This is a genomic window from Streptosporangium sp. DT93 (genome assembly GCF_049844535.1).
Classification (GTDB): domain Bacteria; phylum Actinomycetota; class Actinomycetes; order Streptosporangiales; family Streptosporangiaceae; genus Streptosporangium.
In genome coordinates this window covers 75,961-97,714 of record NZ_JBNCLF010000011.1, presented here as the reverse complement: position 1 = coordinate 97,714, position 21,754 = coordinate 75,961, and the positions used below count along the sequence as shown (strand labels likewise).

Here is a 21,754-nt window from a genome sequence, read left to right as displayed (position 1 = left end):
ACCGGCCGGGAAGCGGGTCAGCGCAGCGTCGACACGGTCCTGTGGTGCAGCTCGGCGGCCTCCTCGGCGGAGTCGCCGATGCTGGTGAAGCCGAGCTTGCCGAAGCAGGTGACCGCGCCCAGCAGGTGCAGCACGTTCCCGGTGCGGCGTTCCCGGTCGAAGCCGAGCCCCTCGTCCTGGATCAGCTTGACGACCTCCCCGGGGGTGCGGCCCAGCAGGCCGGGGGCGGCGCAGTTGTCCGTCGCCACGTAGTACTTGGCGCGGCCCTCGTGGACGAGCAGGCCGGTGCCGGGGTCGTACGTGGCGCCGGTGGTCAGGATCGCGGCCCCGAACGGGTGCGTGGTGCCGCCGATGCGCAGGTTGATCTCGCACAACAGCGTCCGGTGGCCGCCGGCGGCCCTGACGGCGAAGAAGTCGACGCCGAACAACCCCACCACGCCCCGGGCCGAGAGGACCCGCGCGATCCGCTCGGCGTACGCGCGGAGTTCGGCCCGGTACTCCTGGCGGGCGGGGAAGCTGCACCCCTGGTAGACGTCGTCGTTGGGGCCGCCGAGGACCTGCTCGTGGGTGGCGACCACGTCGAAGGTGCCGCCCGGGGTGATCCTCACCAGGGCGCTGGGGGAGCGGAGCGGCCGGTCCTCGATGAACTCCTCGACCACCGCCCCCCGCTCGGCGATCTTCTCGGCGAACGACGCCCAGTCCTCGCCGGGCGCGGAGAAGCTCGTGGGACGGCCGGAGAGCGGCCCGTCGCCCGTGGTGACGATGGCGTTGCCCATCCCCGAGTAGCTGTTGTTCAGCTTGATCATCAGCCGGGCCGCCGGGCTCATCGCGCGGGCGGCGTGTTCCACCTCGGCCAGTGACCGCAGGTCGCCGAACCCCCTCACCGTGGGCACCCCCGCCGCCTCGCCGAGCGTCCTGCCGCCGCTCTTGGAGCCCAGGTACGCCAGCCGGGTGGCCGGGCCGTAGATCGGCAGGGAGAGGATCGAGGCGAGGCGCTCCTCGTACTCGCTGACCACGAACGGCACCATCCAGGCGCTCCGGGCGCCGGTGTCCGTGGCGGGCCGGCCGTCGTCCTCGCGGGGGCCGCCGAGGGCGGCGCGCAGGCGCGCGATCACGTCCGGGCGGCGGAGCAGGGCCTCGGTGAGCGGGTGCGTCTCGGGATCGTCCAAACTGATCATTTGCAACCGCGTGCGGGCCTCGTCGGGATCGTCGAGGAAGCTCAGGTAGTAGTCCACGATCGCGCCGTCCACCGGCGTCGAGGTCACGTAGACGACCGAGACCCCGGGCCTGCGCAGGGTGAGGAGGAGGAACAGCAGCCTCTCCTCGTAGCAGCGGGCCGCGGGGATGCTGCGCAGTTCATCCTGGGGAAGGGAGAGCGAGGGAATGACCAGTAGGGCGCCCTCGTCCGGTTCGAATATGCTCAAACGCGACCATCTCTTCCCGAATGGGATGTTAGTGATCATATGCGAAGTGAAACACGCATTCCTCCTGTTTACATCACTCCGTCGGGTGCGATGACCGGCACCTGAGGTCACGTAAATTGCCAGGTAGGCGAGGTTTGACCGGGTGACGGCACGGCCTTCTCGCGCGTCCGCGCTCCCCCAGGAGGACCACTGCCCCCATGGTCAATTGGAGTCATCTTCGATGATCCGGATGGGGCGTAAGTGCCAGAAGGGGAGCGCGGGGTGACAAAACATTTGGGCCGGATGTCGGCGAGCCGCGCGGCGGGAGGGATAAAGTCGGTGTCATCGCCGACGCGACGGCCACCCCGGACCACCGGTCCGCCGTCTCGGACGCCGGCGGTGGACAAGCCCGCGCCGGCGCGGCCCGGAAGACCCACCCGGTCCGTCGGCGCGGCGATCGTTTTTCTGACACGACCTCGTGGATCCCGAGATCCCGGGTAGTCGTACGGTGCGTCGAGGATCCAGAGCCCGCCGGCGCGGATGGGAGGGTGAGCAATGCGGGGGCGTAATTTGCGGGGAGAGCTCGACGCGTTCCTTGCCGGTCGTGAGCAGGAGCTGATCGCCTTCCGTCGAGACCTGCACATGCATCCCGAGCTCGCGTTCGCCGAGTACCGCACCACCCAGCGCGTCGCCGAGCGCCTGGCCGCCGCCGGGCTCAACCCCTCGGTGCTGCCGCGCGGTACCGGCCTGCTCTGCGACGTCGGCAGCGGCGACGGGCCGACCGTGGCGCTCCGGGCCGACCTGGACGCGCTCCCGGTGCCGGACGAGAAGGACGTCTCCTACAGCTCGACGGTCCCGGGCGTCTGCCACGCCTGCGGCCACGACGTGCACACCACGATCCTGCTCGGCACCTCGCTGTTCCTCGCCCAGCAGGCCGAGGCGGGCCTGCTGCCCGGCCGGGTCCGGCTGATCTTCCAGCCCGCCGAGGAGCTCCCCGGCGGCGCGCTGGAGGTCATGGCCTCGGGCGGCATCAGCGGGGTCGACCGCATCTTCGGGCTGCACTGCGACCCGCGCCTCGACGTCGGCAAGGTCGGCCTCAAGGCCGGCGCCATCACCTCCGCCTGCGACCGGGTCACGGTCCGGGTGAGCGGCCCCGGCGGGCACACCGCCCGGCCGCACCTGACCGCGGACCTCGTCTTCGCGCTCGCCAAGATCCTCACGGAGCTGCCCGCGGCGCTCTCCCGCCGCATCGACCCCCGCTCCTCGCTGAGCCTGGTCTGGGGCCGGGTCGAGGCGGGTTCGGTCGCCAACGCCATCCCGGACGACGGCATCGCCGAGGGGACCGTGCGCTGCCTGGACGAGGCCGCCTGGCACGCGGCCCCCGACATGATCAAGGCGCTGCTGGAGTCGGTCGCGGGCGCGTACGGCGTCGAGGCCGAGATGGAGTACGTGCGCGGCGTGCCACCGGTGGTCAACGACAAGGTCAGCGTGCAGATGCTGGCCGAGGCCGCCGAGGGCGTGCTCGGACAGGGCGCCCCGGTGCCGACCGAGCAGAGCCTGGGCGGCGAGGACTTCGGCTGGTACCTGGAGTCCATCCCCGGCGCGTTCGCCAGGCTGGGCACCCGCCGGCGCGGATCGAGCGAGTCGGCCGACATCCACCAGGGCACCTTCGACGTCGACGAGAGCGCCATCGGCACCGGCGTGCGCTTCATGGCGGCGACCGCGCTGACCGCGCTCTGGGAGGGGCGTCGTCCCCTCACGGACGACGCCCTGATGGCCGTGAAGGCCGACAACTAGCGATCTCCCGGCCGGTGACTTCGGACATATTTTGACAAAGTTCTCAACCGACCCTGACCGAGACGCTCAGGGTGATCATCAGGGAGAACGTCCGAGCGGCCGGGCCGTCCGGTGTCACGGCCGGGTCGTTTCGGCATGCTTCGTGTGTCACAAGGTGGCGTGAGCTGCATAACGGACCTGTTGCGGACCTGCGTGATGGTTTGGTCAACCCTGACGGACCAACTATCTTCCGTGCAGGGTTGCCGTGCGTCTCTTCGCGCGTGCACAGAGAACGCGAAGGGAGTCATCTTGCTTCAGAACCGATTCGGCAAGCTGGCCGCGACCGCACTGGCGGGCAGCATGCTCATGGGAGCTGCCGCGTGTGGTGGAAGCGAGGAACCGACCACGTCGGCACAGCCGAGCGGGGCCGCCAGCAGTGCGGCGTCGGCCGCGACCGGACCCAAGGTCGGTCTCGCGTACGACATCGGCGGGCGCGGGGACCAGTCGTTCAACGACTCCGCCGCGGCCGGCCTGGACAAGGCCAAGGCCGAGCTGGGCCTGGCCGACACCAACGAGCTCGAGGCCGGTAACGGCGAGACCGAGGCGGCCAAGGAGGAGCGGCTCCGCCTGCTCGCCGACGGCGGCTTCAACCCGATCATCGCGGTGGGCTTCGCCTACTCCAACCCGGTCAAGAAGGTCGCGACCGAGTTCCCCGACGTCAAGTTCGCGATCGTCGACGACGCCGCGGCGGCCGCGCCCAACATCTCCAACCTCCTCTTCGCCGAGCACGAGGGTTCCTTCCTGGTCGGTGCCGCCGCGGCGCTGAAGAGCAAGAAGAACCACGTGGGCTTCGTCGGCGGCGTCCAGGTGCCGCTGATCAACAAGTTCGAGGCCGGGTTCATCGCCGGTGCCAAGGCGGTCAAGTCGGACATCAAGGTCGACGTCAAGTACCTGACCCAGCCGCCGGACTTCACCGGGTTCAGCGACCCGGCCAAGGGCAAGACCGCGGCCGAGGGCATGTTCGACGCGGGCGCGGACGTGGTCTACCAGGCCGCGGGCGGCTCCGGCGGCGGCGTGTTCGAGGCGGCCAAGGCCGCCAAGGGCCTGGCCATCGGCGTCGACTCCGACCAGGCGAAGACCGCGGCCCCCGAGCTGCAGGGCGTCATCATGACCTCCATGATCAAGAAGGTCGACGTCGCCGTCTTCGACTTCCTCAAGGGTTTCACCACCAACGCGGTGAAGTCCGGCACGACGACGTACGACCTCAAGGCCGACGGCGTCGACTACTCCACCACCGGTGGCCAGGTCGACGACATCAAGTCCAAGCTCGACGAGTACAAGCAGAAGATCATCTCCGGCGAGCTCACCGTCCCGGACAAGACCTCCTGATCTGACGCTCACGCGGGGCCCGGAGGAGATCCTCCTCCGGGCCCTTCGCCCTATTCTCACCACCACGTTCCGTACCGGGCATCCGTACGGAGGAGGCCGTCATCAGCACTCCGGCACCGGCCGTCGAGCTCGAGGGGATCACCAAACGATTCCCCGGCGTCGTCGCCAACCGTGACATCTCCCTTTCCGTGCGTCAGGGGCACGTGCACGCCGTCGTCGGCGAGAACGGCGCGGGCAAGTCCACCCTCATGAAGATCCTGTACGGCATGCAACGCCCGGACGAGGGACGGATCCGCGTCAACGGCGCCGAGGTGGGCTTCCGTTCCCCCGCGGACGCGATCGGGGTGGGCATCGGCATGGTCCACCAGCACTTCATGCTGGCCGGCAACCTGACCGTGCTGGAGAACGTGATCCTGGGCAGCGAGCCCCGCAAGGGGGGCGTGGCCATCGACTTCGGCGCGGCCCGCACCAGGATCCGGGAGATCTCCGACTCCTACGGCCTGGGCATCGACCCCGACGTCACCATCGACGACCTCGGGGTGGGCGCGCGCCAGCGGGTGGAGATCCTCAAGGTCCTCTACCGAGGCGCCCGCATCCTCATCCTGGACGAGCCGACCGCCGTGCTCGTGCCGCAGGAGGTCACCGAGCTCTTCGCCAACCTGCGCGAGCTGGTCCGCGAGGGCCTCACGATCATCTTCATCTCGCACAAGCTGGACGAGGTCCTCTCGGTCGCCGACGCCATCACCGTCATCCGCCGGGGCACGACCGTGGCCGAGGTGGACCCCAAGGACGTGACCGCCCGGCAACTGGCCGAGCTCATGGTCGGCAGCGAGCTGCCCAGCCCGGAGACCCGCGAGTCCACGGTCACCGACACGGTGGCGATCTCGGTACGCGGCCTGAACGTCCACTCGTCCGAGGACCGCCGCGTCGTGGACGGCGTGACCTTCGACATCCGCAGGGGCGAGGTGCTGGGCATCGCCGGGGTCGAGGGAAACGGCCAGGCCGAACTCGTCGAGGCCATCATGGGCATGCGCCCGGCCGAGGGCGAGATCCGGCTCGGCGAGCACGACATCTCCGGCTGGCCGACGCTCCGCCGCCGCGAGGCCGGCATCGGCTACATCCCCGAGGACCGCCACCGGCACGGCCTGCTGCTGGAGGCGCCGCTCTGGGAGAACCGGATCCTCGGCCACCAGACGCGAAAGCCCAACGTCAAGGGGCCCTGGATCGACCGCGCCGGGGCCCGCGAGGACACCCGCCGCATCGTCGAGAGCTACGACGTCCGCACCCCGGGCATCGACGTGGACGCCGCCGCGCTGTCCGGCGGCAACCAGCAGAAACTGATCGTCGGCCGGGAGATGAGCGGGGAGCCCGTCTTCCTGATCGCGTCCCACCCCACCCGCGGCGTCGACGTGGGCGCCCAGGCCGCGATCTGGGACCACCTGCGCGCGGCGCGCGCCGCGGGCCTGGCGGTCCTGCTGATCTCGGCCGACCTCGACGAGCTGATCGGCCTGTCGGACACCCTCAAGGTGATCCTGCGCGGCCGGATCGTCGCCGAGGTCGACCCCAAGGACGTGACACCCGAGCGGCTCGGCTCGGCCATGACGGGTGCTGGAGAGGCGGCATGAACATCCACGCAGCGCACACGCCCCCCGGGACGCCCGGATGAGCGCGAAAGAATCGACCTTCGCCGACCGGCTGCTGGGCCGGGTCTCGCCGGCGGGACTCCTCTCGCTCGTCGCCCCGGTCACCGCCATCGTGTTCGCCGCGCTGGTCACCATGGTCATCCTGGCGCTCACCGGCGCCCCGCCGGTGGACACCCTGGTCGTCATGGGCGAGTACGCCATCCGGCCCCGCTCGATCGTGCTGACCCTGAACTCCGCGACGACCTACTACCTGTCGGCGCTGGCGGTGGCGATCGGGTTCAAGATGAACCTCTTCAACATCGGCGTCGACGGGCAGTACCGGCTCGCCGCGCTCACCGCCGCGGCCGTCGGCGGCGCGGTCGCACTGCCGGCCCCGCTGCACGTCGCGCTGATCATCTTCGTCGCCGTGCTGGTCGGCGCGGGCTGGGCGGCCATCGCCGGGCTGCTCAAGGTGCGGCGCGGGGTCAGCGAGGTCATCTCCACGATCATGCTGAACGCCATCGCCACCGCGCTCGGCTCCTGGCTGCTCAACAAGGAGCGCCTGGCCGTCGAGGTCGGGGGCAGCAACAACATCGGCACCAAGCCGATCCCGCCCTCCGGCCAGGTGCCGGGGCTGGCGATCGTCTCGGGCACCCAGACGAAGGTCTTCGGCCTGATCCTGCTGTCGATCGCGATGGGCGTCCTGTTCCACGTCGTGATCAACCGGACCCGCTTCGGGTTCGACCTGCGCGCCACCGGCCGGTCGGAGTCGGCCGCGGTGGCCAGCGGCGTCAACGTCAAGCGGATGATCCTCGTCTCGATGGTCCTGTCCGGCGCGGTGGCGGGCCTGGTCGGCATGCCGCAGCTGCTGGGCGCCTCCTACAGCTACAGCCTGGACTTCCCCACGGGTCTCGGCTTCACCGGTATCGCGATCGCGCTGCTGGGCCGGAACCACCCGGTCGGCATCGCATTCGGCGCCCTGCTGTGGGCCTTCCTGGACACCTCGGCCGGCATCCTGCAGATCAAGAAGATCTCCCCTGACATCGTCACCATCATGCAGGGTGTGATCGTGCTCTCGGTGATCATCGCCTACGAGCTGGTGCACCGCTACCAGATCGCCGCCGAGCAGCGCCGCGTGAGCCGCCAGCTCGCGAGCACCGCCCCGGCACAGGAAGGAACGCCGGTATGAGCCAGAACGCCCTTGCCACACCGGAGGCCCCCTTCCTGAGGCCCGAGACCCCCGCCCGCAGGTTCAGGCTCACCTGGCGGACCCTGCTGCTCACCCTCGGCGCGCTGGTCCTGCTGCTGTCGTTCACGCGGGCCGTCACCGGCGCCGTCGACCTCACCTCGGCAGGCGCGATCAACGCCGCCATCGCGCTGGCGGTGCCCATCGGCCTGGCCGGGCTGGGCGGCCTGTGGGCGGAGCGGGCCGGAGTGGTCAACATCGGCCTCGAAGGCATGCTGATCATGGGCACCTGGTGCGGGGCGTGGGGCGCGCTGTACTTCGACAACCCCTGGGCGGGCGTCGTCGCCGGCGCGATCGGCGGGGCCCTGGGCGGCCTGCTGCACGCGATCGCCACCGTGACGTTCGGCGTCGACCACATCATCTCCGGTGTCGCGATCAACATCCTGGGGCTGGGCGTCACCCAGTTCCTGTCCAAGGTCACCTTCGCCGAGATGTCGGGCGGCGGCGACTCCCAGTCGCCCCCGGTGCCCAAGCCCCAGGTGGTGAGCCTGCCACTGGTCGGGGATCCGCTCAGGGCCCTGGAGGCCAAGCAGTGGTTCCTGCTCTCGGACGTGGCGGGCATCCTGCGGGGCATGACCACGAACGTCTCGCTGCTGACGATCCTGGCGATCCTGCTCGTCCCGCTGTCGTACTACGTGCTCTGGCGCACCGCGTTCGGCCTGCGGCTGCGCTCCTGCGGGGAGAGCCCGGTGGCCGCCGAGTCGCTGGGCGTCAACGTCTACCTGCACAAGTACGTCGCCGTCGTCATCTCCGGTGCCCTGGCGGGACTGGGCGGGGCGTTCCTGGCACAGGTGGCCGCGAGCGCCTACCGCGAGGGGCAGACCGGCGGGCGCGGCTTCATCGGCCTCGCCGCCATGATCTTCGGCAACTGGCGGCCGGGCGGGCTGGCCGGGGGAGCCCTCCTGTTCGGCTACACCGACGCGCTGCAGCTCCGCCGGGGCGGCGAGTCGGTGCACGCGCTGCTGCTCGTGGTGACGGTCCTGCTCGTCGCGGTGGCCGTCTACCAGCTCGTACGGCAGAACCGGACGCGGGCCGCGCTGATCACCGGTGTCGCGGCGATCGCCGTGTTCGTGGTGTTCGCGCTGACCGACTCGATCCCCTCGGAGTTCACCTCGGTCACCCCGCACATCACCACCCTGCTGGTGCTGTCCCTGGCCGCGCAGCGGCTCCGCCCGCCGGCCGCGAACGGCGTGATATACCGCAGGGGACAGGGCGGATGACCGTGTCCCGAACGACAGGTACGACGCGAACGGGACGGCCCGTGCCGTCCCCACGAGGGGAGACGGTGTGACGGGCACGGACGGCGATACGGACGGCGGCACGGACGGCGGCCCGGAGACCGGTATCGGCACGAACACCGGCGCGGACATCGACTGGTCCGCGCTCAGGGACGAGGCCGTGCGGGCCATGGGGCACGCCTACGCCCCCTACTCCAAGTTCCCGGTCGGCGCCGCCGCCCTGGTGGACGACGGGCGGCTCGTCTCCGGCTGTAACGTCGAGAACGCCTCCTACGGCCTCGGCCTCTGCGCCGAGTGCGGGCTCGTCTCCGCGCTCCAGGCGAGCGGCGGCGGCAGGCTGGTGGCCTTCACCTGCGTCGACGGGCACGAGGAGCTGCTCATGCCGTGCGGCAGGTGCCGCCAGCTCCTGTACGAGTTCGGCGGCCCCGAGCTGCTGCTGGAGACCGTCGACGGCCCGAAGCCGATGTCGGAGATCCTGCCCTACGCCTTCGGGCCCGACGACCTGAGCCGGGGAGCCTGAGCATGGACGCCACCGAGCCGAACCGGGGAGCCTGACCGTGGACGCCATCGAGGTCATCTCCGCCAAGCGGGACGGCAGGGAACTCGTCCCCGCGCAGATCGACTGGGTGATCGACGCCTACACCCGGGGCGTCGTCGCCGACGAGCAGATGTCCGCGCTCGCCATGGCGATCCTGCTCAACGGCATGAACCGGCGCGAGATCGCCGGGTGGACCCAGGCGATGATCCGCTCCGGGGCCCGGATGGAGTGGTCGGCGCTGCCGGGACCCACCACCGACAAGCACTCCACCGGCGGCGTCGGCGACAAGATCACGCTGCCGCTGGCCCCGCTGGTCGCGGCCTGCGGGGGGTACGTGCCCCAGCTCTCCGGCCGGGGTCTCGGCCACACCGGCGGCACCCTGGACAAGCTGGAGTCCATCCCCGGCTGGCGGGCCTCGCTCTCCAACGACGAGATGCTCGGCGTGCTCGCCGCCGCCGGGGCGGTGGTCTGCGCGGCGGGCGACGGCCTGGCCCCCGCCGACAAGAAGCTGTACGCGCTCCGCGACGTCACCGGGACCGTGGAGTCGATCCCGCTGATCGCCTCCTCGATCATGTCGAAGAAGATCGCCGAGGGGACCGGCGCGCTCGTCCTGGACGTCAAGGTCGGCTCAGGGGCGTTCATGAAGACCGTCGAGGAGGCTCGCGAGCTGGCGACCACCATGGTCGAGCTGGGCACCGACGCCGGGGTGGGCACGGTCGCGCTGCTGACCGCGATGGACCGGCCGCTGGGCCTGACCGTGGGCAACGCGCTGGAGGTGGCCGAGTCGGTCGAGGTCCTCGCCGGGGGCGGGCCCGCCGACGTGGTCGAGCTGACCGTGCTGCTGGCGCGGGAGATGCTCGCCACGGCGGGCATCACCGGAGGAAAGGACCCCGAGCGGGCCCTGGCCGACGGCTCGGCGATGGACGCCTGGCGACGGATGATCACCGCTCAGGGCGGCGACCCGGACGCCCCGCTGCCGGTGGCCGCCGAGACGATGGAGGTCGTCGCGCCCTCGTCCGGCGTGCTCTCCCGGCTCGACGCCTACGGGGTGGGCCTGGCCGCCTGGCGGCTCGGCGCGGGACGGGAACGCAAGGAGGACCCGGTCTCCTTCGGCGCGGGTATCGTGCTGCACGCCAAGCCCGGTGACCCGGTCCGCGCGGGCGCTCCGCTGATGACGCTGCACGCCGACGAGACCGGGCGTTTCGAGCGGGCGCTCGCCGCGCTGGAGGGCGCCTGGACCGTGGGCGAGGCGGCCGACGGCGAGCTGCTCCCCCTGGTGATCGACCGCATCACGGCCTGACGGCGGTCTCCAGCGTTGCCGAGCCCTCCGGCTCTTCGGGGCGGGAGGTCTCGGCGTCTGCTGCGTCTGCTGCGTCTGCTGCGTCTCCGGCGTCCCCGCTGTTCCCGGCGCGCGGCTCGGGGGGGCGTGGTGCCGAGCCGCAGCCTCCGGTGATCCCGGTGCCGCTCGTCTCCTCGGCGGGCCGCGCCCGGCCGGAGGTCCGGCGCGCCCCGGGGCCGACCGGGGAGAAGATCTCGTCGATCACGGCGCGGTGGGTCGGGAGGGCCGTGGCGTGGCGCTCGCGGCCCTCCGGGGTGATGCCCACGTAGATGCCGCGCCGGTCGTCCTGGCAGATGGCCCGGGTCACCAGGCCGGCCTTCTCCAGACGGGCGATCAGCCGGGAACAGGCGCTCTGGCTCAGGTGGACCGCGTCGGCGACCTCCTGGACCCGGTACTTCTCCCGGCCTCCCTCGACCATGCGTTCCAGCACCTCGAACTCGCTCATGCCGAGCCGGTGCCGTTCGGAGAGTTCGCGTTCCAGGGCGCAGGCGGCCGTGGCGTGCACGGCCAGAACCTGGCGCCATGCGCTTACCGCGTCCTCCTCGTTCATGCGGCGGATCGTACCACCCGCGACAATTGAATGCACGCGAATTAAATTCCCTTGCATTAGATGTGAGTGCATGTATTCTCGGTCCTCATGACCTCCTCATCGACATCACCGGATGACGAGCGCTGGAGCCCGGCACTGTGGGCCGCGCTCACCGTGCTCTGCGCCGTGGTCTTCCTCGACGCCCTCGACGTCTCCATGGTGGGCGTGGCCCTGCCGTCGATCCAGGCCGACCTGGGCCTGTCCACCTCCTCGCTGCAGTGGGTGGTCAGCGGCTACGTGCTCGGCTACGGCGGCTTGCTCCTCCTCGGCGGCCGGACCGCCGACCTGCTCGGGCGTCGCAGGGTCTTCCTGGTCGCCCTCGCGGTCTTCGCCGTGGCCTCCCTGCTCGGCGGTCTCGTCGACGACGGCACGCTGCTGATCGCGGCCCGCTTCGTCAAGGGCGTCAGCGCCGCCTTCACCGCGCCCGCCGCGCTCTCCATCATCACCACGACCTTCGCCGAGGGCCCGGCCCGCAACAGGGCCCTCAGCTTCTTCACCGCCTCCGGCGCCAGCGGCTTCTCGCTGGGCCTGGTCATCTCCGGATTCCTGACCGAGCTCGGCTGGCGCTGGACGTTCCTCATGCCGGTCCCCGTCGCGATCATCGCGCTGGTCGCGGCCCTGAGGTACCTACCCAAGCGCCGCGAGCAGCGCGCCGAGAGCGGCCACGACCTGCTCGGCGCGGCCACCGTCACCGGCTCCATGCTGCTGCTGGTCTACGCCGTGGTCGAGGCGCCCGACGCGGGCTGGGGCTCGCCGCGCACGATCGCCACCCTGCTGGGCGCCGCCCTGCTGCTGGCCGCCTTCGTGGTCACCGAGCGGCGCGTCAGGCACCCGCTGGTACGCCTGGGCATCCTGCGCTCCGGCCCGATCGTCCGCGCCAACCTCGGGCTGGTGATCCTGTTCGGCTCCTACGTCGGCTTCCAGTTCGTCGCCATGCAGTACTTCCAGAACTTCCTGCACTGGTCGGCCCTGCAGACCGCGCTGGCCTTCCTGCCCGCCGGGCTGCTGGTGGCGGTGACCTCCACCAGGATGGGCTCGCTGGCCGACCGGTTCGGCACCGCGAGGCTGATCGTGGTCGGCTCGGCCGCCCTGGCCGCCGGGTACGCGTTCTTCCTGCGCCTGGACGGCGATCCGAGCCTGGCCACGCTGATCGTTCCCGGGATGGTGCTGCTGGGCATCGCGTTCGCGCTGTCCTTCCCCGCGCTGAACATCCAGGCCACCAACGGCGTCGCCGACGACGAGCAGGGACTGGCCTCCGGGTTGCTCAACACCTCGGGACAGGTCGGCGGGGCGGTGGTGCTGGCCGTCGTGACGGCCGTGCTGACCTCCGGTACGGGCGCCGACCCGATCGGCTCCTTCCGCGCGGCGATCACGGTCTCCGGGATCCTCGCCCTGGTCGGCCTGGTGATCGCGCTGACCGGCCTGAGGGGCCTGACCGGTCCGCGGGCGCGCCGCACGCCCGTCGTGGCCGAGGAGAAGCCGGTCCTGGAGACGGTCTGACACCTCGGCGCCGACGCGCACGGACCACCGGACCACTCGCGATCCGGCGGGGAACAGGGGAAGCCCACGGGGAACGCGGGGACCCCGGGGGACTCCGCGGGAGACACGGGGATCCTGCGGGGCTCAGGGGACTCCTCGGGGAACACGGGGACTCCCACCCCGTGGGAAGCGCGGGGTTCCACGGGGAACAGGGGACCCCCACGGGACCCCGCCGGATCGCGAGCGTGCCGCCGCCGGATACAGGGGCCCGGCGGCGGCACCCTTTCCCGCCCGGCTCCCGTCTCGCCCGGCTCCCGTCTCGCCCGGCTCCCGTCTCGCCCGGCTCTCGTCTCGTCCGGTTCTCTGCTCGCCCGGCTCCCGCGACGCGCCGCTCGCGGGCCCGGGGCGCGGTCCTTGACTCGTCCCCGGCGGGCTGTCACGATCCGGCCACGGCACAGGTGGGCTCCGAGGGTGAGACCGGCGGTCCACCCGGGCATCTAACGGGGTAGGAGGCCCACGATGAACCGCACCCTCGTTCCCCTCGCGCTCGTCCCTCTGCTGGCACTGGCGGCCTGCGGAACGGACACCGGGACGGTGAGCCCCGTCTCGGGGGCCCCGGCGAGCACCGCGCCCGCGGATCCGGCGACCGGCGCGCCCGCCACGCCCTCTGCCGCCGCACCCGCCGGGCTGCGGCCCCCGACGAGCACCAAGGAGATCGAGGTCGCCCGGACCACCGTCGCCCCGCCGATCGTCACCGGGGCCCGGTTCGCCGAGCACAAGGGATTCGACCGCGTGGTGATCGACCTCGACGGAGAAGTGCCGGGCTACAGCGCGCGGTGGGTGCCGAAGCTGGTCCAGGACGGGTCGGGCGACCCGATCGACGTCAGCGGCGGCGCCTACCTCCAGCTCACGATGACCCCGGCCGCCGCGCACACCGAGGCGGGCACGCCCACCTGGACCGGCGGGCCGATCTTCCAGGCCCGGCTCGGCAACGTGCGGAACGTCGTCAGGACCGGCGACTTCGAGGCCGTGGTGGGCGTGGGCGTCGTCCTGGAGCGCAAGGCGGCCTTCCGGGTGCTGGAACAGAAGAGCCCGAACCGGCTGGTCGTCGACATCGCACACTGACCCCGCCCCGACCGCGCACACTACGCACGCGGCGGCCGTACAGCGCGCAGGCATCGGCCGGACGCACCGGCCCGGTGCGCCCGCGAGGCGCCGCATCCCGGGACCGGTGACAGACTGGGGCGATGGTACGCAAAATCGAGGGCGCGACGCGGATCCCCGTTCCCGGCGGCAAGACGATCGACGAGTACGTCGGCCGGGTCAACACCGGTGACGACCGGATCTCGATCGCCCGCATGAAGGCTCCCGCCGGGTGGGAGGAGCCCGCCCAGACCCCGGAGTTCGCCGAGTACACGCTCGTCCTGTCCGGGACGGTCCTGGTGGAGCACGACGGCGGCGTCACCGAGGTCGGCGCGGGAGAGGCGTTCGGCTGCGAGCCGGGCGAGCGGATCCGCTACAGCGCCGGTCCCGAGGGCGCCGAGTACGTCGCCGTCTGCCTGCCCGCCTTCTCCCCCGACGCCGCCCGCCGTGAGGACTGACCCCGGCACCCGCCACGGCACCGGGCGTGACGACCTCCGGCCGGACCCCGGCGGTAGGCTGGTGAGATGAGTCAGCTACCCACCTTCGAGCAGATTCGCCTGGCTCCCAAGGTGTTGCTCCACGATCATCTCGACGGTGGTCTGCGCCCGGAGACCATCATCGACCTGGCCCGCGAGACGGGCTACGACGGTCTGCCCGAGACCGAGACCGAGAGGCTGCGCGCCTGGTTCCGGGCGGCGGCCGACTCCGGTTCGCTGGAGCGCTACCTGGAGACCTTCGACCACACGGTGGGCGTCATGCAGACGCGTGAGGCGCTGACCCGGGTCGCCGCCGAGTGCGCCGAGGACCTGGCCGCCGACGGCGTGGTCTACGCCGAGGTGCGCTACGCGCCCGAGCAGCACACCTCCGCCGGCCTGACCCTCGAAGAGGTCATCGAGGCGGTCCAGGAGGGCTTCGCCGCGGGTTCCGCGGGACGCGGCATCCGGGTGGGCACCCTGCTCACCGCCATGCGCCACCAGGCCAGGTCCATGGAGATCGCCGAGCTCGCGGTCCGCTACCGCGACGCCGGAGTGGCCGGGTTCGACATCGCGGGCGCCGAGGCGGGCTACCCGCCCACCCGCCACCTCGACGCCTTCGAGTACCTCCAGCGGGAGAACGCCCACTTCACCATCCACGCCGGGGAGGCGTTCGGCCTGCCCTCGATCTGGCAGGCGATCCAGTGGTGCGGTGCCGACCGGCTCGGCCACGGCGTCCGCATCATCGACGACATCTCCGTCCAGGACGACCAGGAGCCCAAGCTCGGGCGGCTGGCGGCCTACGTCCGGGACAAGCGCATCCCGCTGGAGATGTGCCCGACGTCCAACCTGCAGACCGGTGCCGCGACCTCCATCGCCGAGCACCCGATCGGCCTGCTGCGCCGCCTGAACTTCAGGGTGACCGTCAACACCGACAACCGGCTGATGAGCGGGACGTCCGTCTCCGAGGAGTTCGCCAAGCTGTCGGAGGCGTTCGGCTACGGCTGGGACGACATGCTGTGGTTCACGGTCAACGCCATGAAGTCGGCGTTCCTGCCGTTCGACGAGCGCCTGTCGCTCATCAACGGTGTCATCAAGCCCGGGTTCGCGCGCCTCAAGTGGCAGGCGTGAGCGGGTCCGTACCGGCGAAGTGAGTCTCCCCTGATGAAGCAGGTGTTCCGCTCCACCTTCGCGATGGTCGTCGGCTGGGCCTGGATGGTCTTCGCCGCCCTCAACGCGATCGACCTGGTGGTCCGCTACAGCGGCCGGACCTCGATGATCGCCGCGGCGGTGCTGGCGGTGCTGACCGCGGTGGTCTTCCTGACCTGCCTGCGTCCGGCGGTCGTCGCGTCCGAGGAGGGCGTGCTGGTCCGCAACCCGCTGCGGAACACCTTCGTGCCCTGGCGGGCGGTGGACGAGGTCACGGTCTCGCACTCGATCAAGATCACCTCCGGTGGGCGGAGCGTCCGCTGCTGGGTGCCGCAGACCTCCGCCCGCGAACGGGCCGCCGCCGTCCGCAGGGGCAGGACCCCGGACACGCGGGGCGGCGCCGGGGCGACCGAACCGGTCCGGTCCAAGGGCGAGCAGGCCGCCGCCGCGGCGATGGCCGGCAGGACCCACGCCGACTGGGTGGCCCAGCAGATCACCGAACGCGCGGAGACCGCCCGCCGCACGGCCGCTCTGCGGAGCGCCGCGGAGACCACGACGTCCGCGGAGACCACGACGTCCGCCGAGGCCACGACGTCCACCGGAGTCGCGCGAGGCGGCGGTGAGGGGGCCGGCACCGGGGACGCGACCGGCACCGGCCGGGAGGGAACGTTCAGGTCGAGCTGGGCGCCGACCGCCCTGGCCGCCATCGTCGTCGCGGCCGTGCCGACGATCGCGGCCTTCCTCGTCTGAGCCCGGGAGCCCGAGTCCGAGCCCGGAAGCCGAGTCCGGGAGCCGAGTCCGAGCCCGGGAGCCCGGTCCGAGACCGAGCCCGACTCCGGGGTTCAGGTCCGAGCCCGGGAGCCCGAGTTCGGAGGGCCGAGCCGGAGCCCGGGAGTCCCCTGTCCGGATCAGAGCCCGAGGGCTTCGGTGAGATCGGTCTTGAGGGCGTCCAGTTCCGTGGCGGCCCGCGCGCGGGCCTCGGAGACCTCGCCGGTCACCGGGATCACGACCTCCAGGTAGCACTTGAGCTTGGGCTCGGTGCCCGAGGGGCGGACGACCACCCGGGCGCCGCCGGACAGCCGGTAGCGCAGTCCCTCGGTGGGCGGCAGCCCGCCCGCGCCCCGGCTCAGGTCGTCGGCGGCCTCGACGTCGTGGCCGCCCAGCCGCCGGGGCGGCGTCGCCCTCAGGCGGGCCATCGCGCCGGTGATGAGCGACAGGTCGGCCACCCGGAACGAGAGCTGGGAGGTGGCGTGCAGGCCGTGGCGGCGGGCCTGGTCGTCCAGGAGGTCGAGCAGGCTCCGGCCCTCCAGGGCGGCCTGGGCGGCGATCCCGGCCACGGTCAGGGCGGCGCCGATGCCGTCCTTGTCGTGCACGGGCAGCCCCTGCTCCGAGCCGACGCTGTACCCCAGCGCCTCCTCGTACCCGAAGACCAGGCCCTCGCCGGCCTTCATGATCCACTTGAAGCCGGTCAGGGTCTCGGCGTAGCGCACGCCGTGCGCGGCGGCGATCTTGCCGAGCAGCGACGACGACACGATCGTGGTCGCCACCAGGCGCTCGTCGCCCGAGGTGTGCCGGATCACGTGCTCGCCGAGCAGGGCGCCCAGCTCGTCACCGGTCAGCATCCGGTGGCCGCCGCCGGGCAGCGGCACGCCCACCGCGCAGCGGTCCGCGTCAGGGTCGTTGGCCAGCACCAGATCGGCGCCGGTCCGCGCCGCGAGCTCCAGCGCGAGGTCCATCGCGCCGGGCTCCTCCGGGTTGGGGAAGGCCACGGTCGGGAAGTCGGGGTCAGGCTCGGCCTGCTCCGCCACGGTCGCGGGCGTCTCGAACCCGGCGGCGGCGAACGCCCTGGCCAGGGTCACGCCGCCCACGCCGTGCAGCGGGGTGTACGCCACCCGCAGCGCGCGGGCCCTCCCGATCGGGAGCGCGGTCAGCGCCTCCAGGTAGGCGGCCACGACGCCGTCGTCCAGCGTGGTCCAGCCCGGCTCGCCGGGGGAGCCGAGGGGGAGGTCCGAGACCGGCCCGGTCGCGTCGATGGCGGCGGAGATCTCCGCGTCGATCGGCGGCACGATCTGGGAGCCGTCCCCCCAGTAGACCTTGTAGCCGTTGTCCCGGGGCGGGTTGTGGCTGGCGGTGACCGTCACGCCCGCGTCCGCGCCGAGGTGGCGGACGGCGAAGGCCAGCACCGGGGTGGGCAACGGGCCGGGCAGGAGCGAGGCACGCAGCCCCGCCCCGGTGAGCACGGCCGCGGTGTCGCATGCGAAGGCGTCGGACTTGTGCCGGGCGTCGTAGCCGATCACGACATGCCGGCCGGGGCCGAGGACACGGGCCAGGCCGGCGGCGGCGCGCATGACCGTCACCCGGTTCATCCGGTTGGGCCCGGCGCCCAGCTCGCCGCGGAGCCCGGCGGTGCCGAACTCCAGCCGGGAGCCGAACCGCTCGCGCAGCGCGTCGTCGTCACCGCCGTCGAGCAGCCTCGCCAGTTCCGCGCGGGTGTCGGGGTCGGGGTCCTGGGCCAGCCAGGATCGGGCGAGCCCTGCCAGGTCGCTGTTCATCGTCACCTTTCCGAGGCCGAGGTCGAGTCCGTGGTCGAGGCTGGGGCCGTGGTCGCCGGAGCCTGCCGCCGGTCCGTCCTACAGCCTGCCCACGACGCTCGCCAGCAGGCCCCCCATGCGGGCGGCGGTGGCGCGGCCCACCTCCAGCACCTCCTCGTGGTTGAGCGGCTCGCCCACCAGGCCGGCGCCCGGGTTGGTGACCAGGGAGACGCCCAGCACCTCGGCACCGGCCTCGCGCGCCGCGATCGCCTCCAGCACGGTGGACATGCCCACCATGTCGCCGCCGAGGATGCGGCACATGCGCACCTCGGCCGGGGTCTCGTACGTGGGACCGCGGAAGGCCACGTAGACGCCCTCGGTCAACGACGGGTCGGCCTCGCGGGCCAGCTCGCGCAGGCGCGGGCTGTAGACGTCGGTGAGGTCGACGAAGGTGGCGCCGGTGATGGGGCTGGTGCCGGTCAGGTTGATGTGGTCGCTGATCAGCACCGCCTCGCCGATCTCCTGGGTCTCCGGGCGGAGCCCTCCGGCGGCGTTGGTCAGCACGATCGTGCCCGCCCCGGCCCGGACGGCGGTCCGCACGCCGTGCACGACGGGGTCCACGCCCCGGCCCTCGTAGAGGTGGGTACGCCCGAGGAAGATCAGCACGTTCCTGCCCGCCCCGGTCCGTACGACGCGGATCCGGCCCGCGTGACCCTGCACGGCGGGCGGCAGGAAGCCCGGCAGGTCGGTCACGGGGATCTCGGCGACGGTCTCGCCGATCGCGTCGGCGGCCGGGACCCAGCCGGAGCCCATCACCAGCGCGACGTCGAAGGAGTCCACGCCGACGGCGCTTCTCAGCGCGTCCGCGGCGTCCGTGGCGAGTGCGTAGGGGTCGTTGGTCACCTCACCGAGCGTACCGGTCACCGGTGTGACCGCGTCCTTTCCGTGCCGCTTCCCGCGCGTTCCCGGCCCGCCGGTTCAGCCGGTCGTCCTGCTGTAGACCATGAACTGCCACTTGTAGTCCTCGTCGGTCTCCTTGCTGGTGGCGATCACCCGCTTCACCTCGCCCCTGAAGTCGATCACGACGGCCTCGTGACCGGAACCCCGCTCGCGCCAGACCGCCAGGTGCCGGTCGTCGTACCAGCCGATGATCCGTTCGGTCTCGAAGGGGATCCGGGTCGTCGGCTCCCCGCCCTCGACGGCGGTGGCGGACCTGAGGCAGATCTCCTCGGCCTCCGCGCAGTACGTGATCATCAGTGTGCCGGACGGGTTGAGGCTCTCCCCCTCGATCCAGATCGGGGCGCCCACGTCCTTCACCGTCCGCAGCAGGGTGCCCCGCAGGTCACGGAAACGGATGCGGTCGTCGCCGCCGACGGCCGTCCAGGTGCCGACCGCCCTGCCGTCGGCCCGCCAGAAGTAGGGCCACTCCGACGTGCCCTCCTCCTTCACCGGCACGATCGACGCCTTCTTCGTGGCGACGTCGATGATCGTGTAGCCGTGGACGCGCGACTCGTTCTTACCCGGGACGGTCTTGTACAGGGTGACCAGGCCCTTGGTGCCGTCCGGCGACCAGAGCGGATAGAGCCCGAAGATCGGCGACTTGGTGACCCTGATGTCGGCGGTGCTCGCGCCGCTCGCGTGGTCGACGATCGAGACGACCTCGTAGCCGGCCGCGTTGTACACGCGGGCCGTGGTCAGGGCGCGGGTGCCCGTGGAGTCAAGCGTGTAGTGGCCGTACCTGTCGTTCTTGACGAACCGCCGGGTGCCGGCCTTGCGGGTGTGGAGACGGTACTTGTCCCCGGTGCCCAGCGTGTAGGAGGTCAGCTTGATCGGGTCCGTCTCGCGCTCGCGGACCGTGAGGGAGCCGCCCGGCAGCGTGATCCGCCGCTCCGGGGCGAGGGCCGGAGTGGGGGTGGGAGCCGGGGTGGGGGCGGTCGTGGCACCACCGCTCGCTCCGGCGGTGGCCCGCGAGGCGTTGTCCGATGCGGGCGTGCCCGTACCGCGGGCCACGATCGTGATCGTCGCCGCGACCAGCGTGAGCACGAGCCCGGCACCGATCGCGATCCAGGCGCGGCGCACCCGCCTGCGACCGCTCCGGGACGGCGCCGCCCCCGGCGCCACCGGGTGGGTCACGAGCCCGTACGGCGACGGGTACCCGCCGGGACCCACCTGGTGCGAGGGACGATCGCCGGGGCCGGCCTGGAACGGCGGGTACTCGACCGGCCCGGCCTGGTACTGCGGGTACTCGCCGGGACCCGCCCGGTGCGAGGGGTACCCGCCGGGACCCGCCTGGAAGGGCGGCTCACCTCCCGGGCCGACCCGGTAGGGCTCCTGGTGCGGCGGGTGATCACCGAGGCCGGCCCGGTAGGGCTCCGGGTGCCCGGGGACCGGCGGGTAGGGCTCCGGGTGCCCGGGGACCGGCGGGTAGGGCTCCGGGTGCCCGGGGACAGGCCGGTGGGGCTCCTGGTACCCGGGGACAGGCGCGCCGGTCCCGTACGGGGACTCCTGACGGACGGCCCCCCACGCCACGCCGGCCTGGTGCGCGGGCTCGGCCGGGACCGCCGGCCGGGTGACGCCCGCCCGGTAGGGGGACCGCGCGGGAGCGTCCGGCCCGGCCACGGCGGCCATGCCCTCGGCGAGCATGCCTCCGGTGGAGGGGAGGGAGGGGGCCGGTGCGCCAGGGACGGCGTGACCCAGCAGGCGCATAAGCGCCTCGCTCGCCGTGGGACGGCGGCTCGCCTTCTTGGCCAGGCAGTCGCCCACCAGCTCGCGCAGCACCGGATCGGTGATCGCCGACAGGTCGGGCTCCACGTTCATGATCCGGTTGAAGATCGCGGGAAGGCTGTCGACGCCGAACGGCGGCCGTCCCGTGGCGGCGAAGACCATCGTGCACCCCCAGGCGAACATGTCCGCCGGGGACCCCGCGTTCTCCCCGACCAGCTGCTCGGGGGTCATGTACGCGGGCGTGCCGATCGCCATCGCGGTCAGGGTCGAGGTCTGGTCGAGGGCCTTGGCGATGCCGAAGTCGATCACGCGGGGGCCGTCCGGGGCCAGCAGCACGTTGGACGGCTTGAAGTCGCGGTGCATGATCCCGGCCTGGTGGATCGCGACCAGCGCGGTGACCGTGCCGATCGCCAGGCGGTGCAGGGCCGCGCCCTCGCGCGGCCCCTCGTCGTTCACCACCGCGTCCAGGGTCGGGCCCTCGACGTACTCGCTGACGATGTACGGACGGCCCTCGTCGAGGCCGGTCTCCAGCACCGCGGCGGTGCAGAACGGGGAGACGCGACGGGCCGTGCCGACCTCGCGGACGAAGCGTTCCCGTGCCTCCTCGTCCTGGGCGAGCTCGGCCCGGAGCAGCTTGACCGCGACCTGCGTCCCGGACGAGGACTCGCCCAGGTAGACCGTGCCCTGACCGCCCTCGCCGAGACGCGCGGTGAGCCGGTACTCCCGCACCCGCTCGGGGTCGGCGGGCCGCAGGGGCGCAAGGCCGGGCGTGCTGACGGCATCCTGCGTGCCTGGTGTCGCTTCCACTGGAGATCTTCCTCGTGACCGTGTCGTGCGGGCGGGGGACGCGGACGGGGGCGGCGGTCCGGCGGGGCGGGGCCGTCCCGCCGGACCGCTCGCGCCGCCCCGGCCGCCGGCGCGGCCGATGAGCACCGCACAGGCTCACCGCGCGCCGGCGACGGGTCCGGCCGTACCCGGGGCCCCCTGCTCCCGGCGCCGGAGGCTCAGCGTCGCAGGACGCGCTTGTGGCTGACTTGCACGCCACGGGAGGCGGACGGCGGGGGTGGCGGCTCGCTTCCCCGGCGAGGTCCCCGGCCTGGTTCAGCCCGGGGAAC

At 72.3% G+C, this 21,754-nt stretch carries 17 protein-coding genes; 12 read left to right on the top strand and 5 right to left on the bottom strand.

The window, feature by feature from the left end; translation table 11 throughout:
• Nucleotides 1-17: 17 nt before the first annotated feature.
• Nucleotides 18-1,424, bottom strand: a complete 1,407-nt coding sequence (locus tag ACLQ2R_RS23255) for a peptide ligase PGM1-related protein (protein WP_425962533.1) — start codon at nucleotides 1,422-1,424, stop codon at nucleotides 18-20.
• Between the two features lie 534 nt (nucleotides 1,425-1,958).
• Between ACLQ2R_RS23255 and ACLQ2R_RS23250 the strand changes: the two genes are divergently transcribed.
• The 7 genes from ACLQ2R_RS23250 (at nucleotide 1,959) to ACLQ2R_RS23220 (ending at nucleotide 10,512) form a co-directional block, all read left to right on the top strand.
• Complete coding sequence (locus tag ACLQ2R_RS23250) at nucleotides 1,959-3,200, top strand: M20 family metallopeptidase (RefSeq protein ID WP_425962532.1); 1,242 nt, start codon at nucleotides 1,959-1,961, stop codon at nucleotides 3,198-3,200.
• Nucleotides 3,201-3,488: 288 nt separating this feature from the next.
• The gene (locus ACLQ2R_RS23245) at nucleotides 3,489-4,568 is read left to right on the top strand and encodes a BMP family lipoprotein (RefSeq protein WP_425962531.1); all 1,080 of its coding nucleotides are present in this window, start codon (nucleotides 3,489-3,491) and stop codon (nucleotides 4,566-4,568) included.
• Between the two features lie 101 nt (nucleotides 4,569-4,669).
• Nucleotides 4,670-6,193 (top strand): ABC transporter ATP-binding protein, encoded by a 1,524-nt coding sequence (locus tag ACLQ2R_RS23240; RefSeq protein ID WP_425962771.1) that lies wholly within the window; start codon nucleotides 4,670-4,672, stop codon nucleotides 6,191-6,193.
• A 37-nt stretch (nucleotides 6,194-6,230) separates the two neighbouring features.
• Nucleotides 6,231-7,379 carry an ABC transporter permease gene (locus ACLQ2R_RS23235; RefSeq protein ID WP_425962530.1) on the top strand — a complete coding sequence of 383 codons (1,149 nt, stop codon included), beginning with the start codon at nucleotides 6,231-6,233 and terminating at the stop codon, nucleotides 7,377-7,379.
• Nucleotides 7,376-8,656, top strand: coding sequence for an ABC transporter permease (locus ACLQ2R_RS23230; protein ID WP_425962528.1), 1,281 nt, complete (start codon nucleotides 7,376-7,378; stop codon nucleotides 8,654-8,656). The genes ACLQ2R_RS23235 and ACLQ2R_RS23230 overlap by 4 nt, the downstream gene beginning before the upstream one ends.
• A gap of 124 nt (nucleotides 8,657-8,780) precedes the next feature.
• Nucleotides 8,781-9,194, top strand: a complete 414-nt coding sequence (locus ACLQ2R_RS23225) for a cytidine deaminase (protein WP_425962770.1) — start codon at nucleotides 8,781-8,783, stop codon at nucleotides 9,192-9,194.
• 37 nt (nucleotides 9,195-9,231) lie between these two features.
• On the top strand, nucleotides 9,232-10,512 hold the full coding sequence (locus tag ACLQ2R_RS23220; RefSeq protein ID WP_425962527.1) for a thymidine phosphorylase: 1,281 nt from the start codon (nucleotides 9,232-9,234) through the stop codon (nucleotides 10,510-10,512).
• Here ACLQ2R_RS23220 and ACLQ2R_RS23215 read toward each other — a convergent pair.
• Entirely contained in the window at nucleotides 10,502-11,101 is a 600-nt protein-coding gene (locus ACLQ2R_RS23215) for a MarR family winged helix-turn-helix transcriptional regulator (protein ID WP_425962525.1), read from the bottom strand. The two genes, ACLQ2R_RS23220 and ACLQ2R_RS23215, sit on opposite strands and share 11 nt — an antisense overlap.
• Nucleotides 11,102-11,188: 87 nt before the next feature.
• On the opposite strand from ACLQ2R_RS23215, the gene ACLQ2R_RS23210 reads away from it, so the two are divergent.
• The 5 genes from ACLQ2R_RS23210 to ACLQ2R_RS23190 all read left to right on the top strand — a co-directional run bounded on the left by ACLQ2R_RS23210 (nucleotide 11,189) and on the right by ACLQ2R_RS23190 (nucleotide 16,134).
• A complete protein-coding gene (locus ACLQ2R_RS23210; protein WP_425962524.1) occupies nucleotides 11,189-12,640 on the top strand; it encodes an MFS transporter in 1,452 nt (483 codons plus the stop codon).
• Between the two features lie 498 nt (nucleotides 12,641-13,138).
• Entirely contained in the window at nucleotides 13,139-13,744 is a 606-nt protein-coding gene (locus ACLQ2R_RS23205) for an AMIN-like domain-containing (lipo)protein (RefSeq protein ID WP_425962522.1), read from the top strand.
• 122 nt (nucleotides 13,745-13,866) lie between these two features.
• Entirely contained in the window at nucleotides 13,867-14,220 is a 354-nt protein-coding gene (locus tag ACLQ2R_RS23200; RefSeq protein WP_425962521.1) for a cupin domain-containing protein, read from the top strand.
• Nucleotides 14,221-14,286: 66 nt separating this feature from the next.
• On the top strand, nucleotides 14,287-15,366 hold the full coding sequence (locus ACLQ2R_RS23195; protein WP_425962520.1) for an adenosine deaminase: 1,080 nt from the start codon (nucleotides 14,287-14,289) through the stop codon (nucleotides 15,364-15,366).
• A 33-nt stretch (nucleotides 15,367-15,399) separates the two neighbouring features.
• Complete coding sequence (locus ACLQ2R_RS23190; RefSeq protein WP_425962518.1) at nucleotides 15,400-16,134, top strand: PH domain-containing protein; 735 nt, start codon at nucleotides 15,400-15,402, stop codon at nucleotides 16,132-16,134.
• A gap of 158 nt (nucleotides 16,135-16,292) precedes the next feature.
• Here the strand turns inward: ACLQ2R_RS23190 and ACLQ2R_RS23185 are convergent, their stop codons facing one another.
• The 3 genes from ACLQ2R_RS23185 to ACLQ2R_RS23175 form a co-directional block, all read right to left on the bottom strand.
• Entirely contained in the window at nucleotides 16,293-17,936 is a 1,644-nt protein-coding gene (locus ACLQ2R_RS23185) for a phospho-sugar mutase (protein WP_425962517.1), read from the bottom strand.
• Nucleotides 17,937-18,014: 78 nt separating this feature from the next.
• The gene (locus tag ACLQ2R_RS23180; RefSeq protein WP_425962516.1) at nucleotides 18,015-18,818 is read right to left on the bottom strand and encodes a purine-nucleoside phosphorylase; all 804 of its coding nucleotides are present in this window, start codon (nucleotides 18,816-18,818) and stop codon (nucleotides 18,015-18,017) included.
• A gap of 75 nt (nucleotides 18,819-18,893) precedes the next feature.
• Entirely contained in the window at nucleotides 18,894-21,446 is a 2,553-nt protein-coding gene (locus ACLQ2R_RS23175; protein WP_425962515.1) for a serine/threonine protein kinase, read from the bottom strand.
• Nucleotides 21,447-21,754 lie beyond the last annotated feature (308 nt).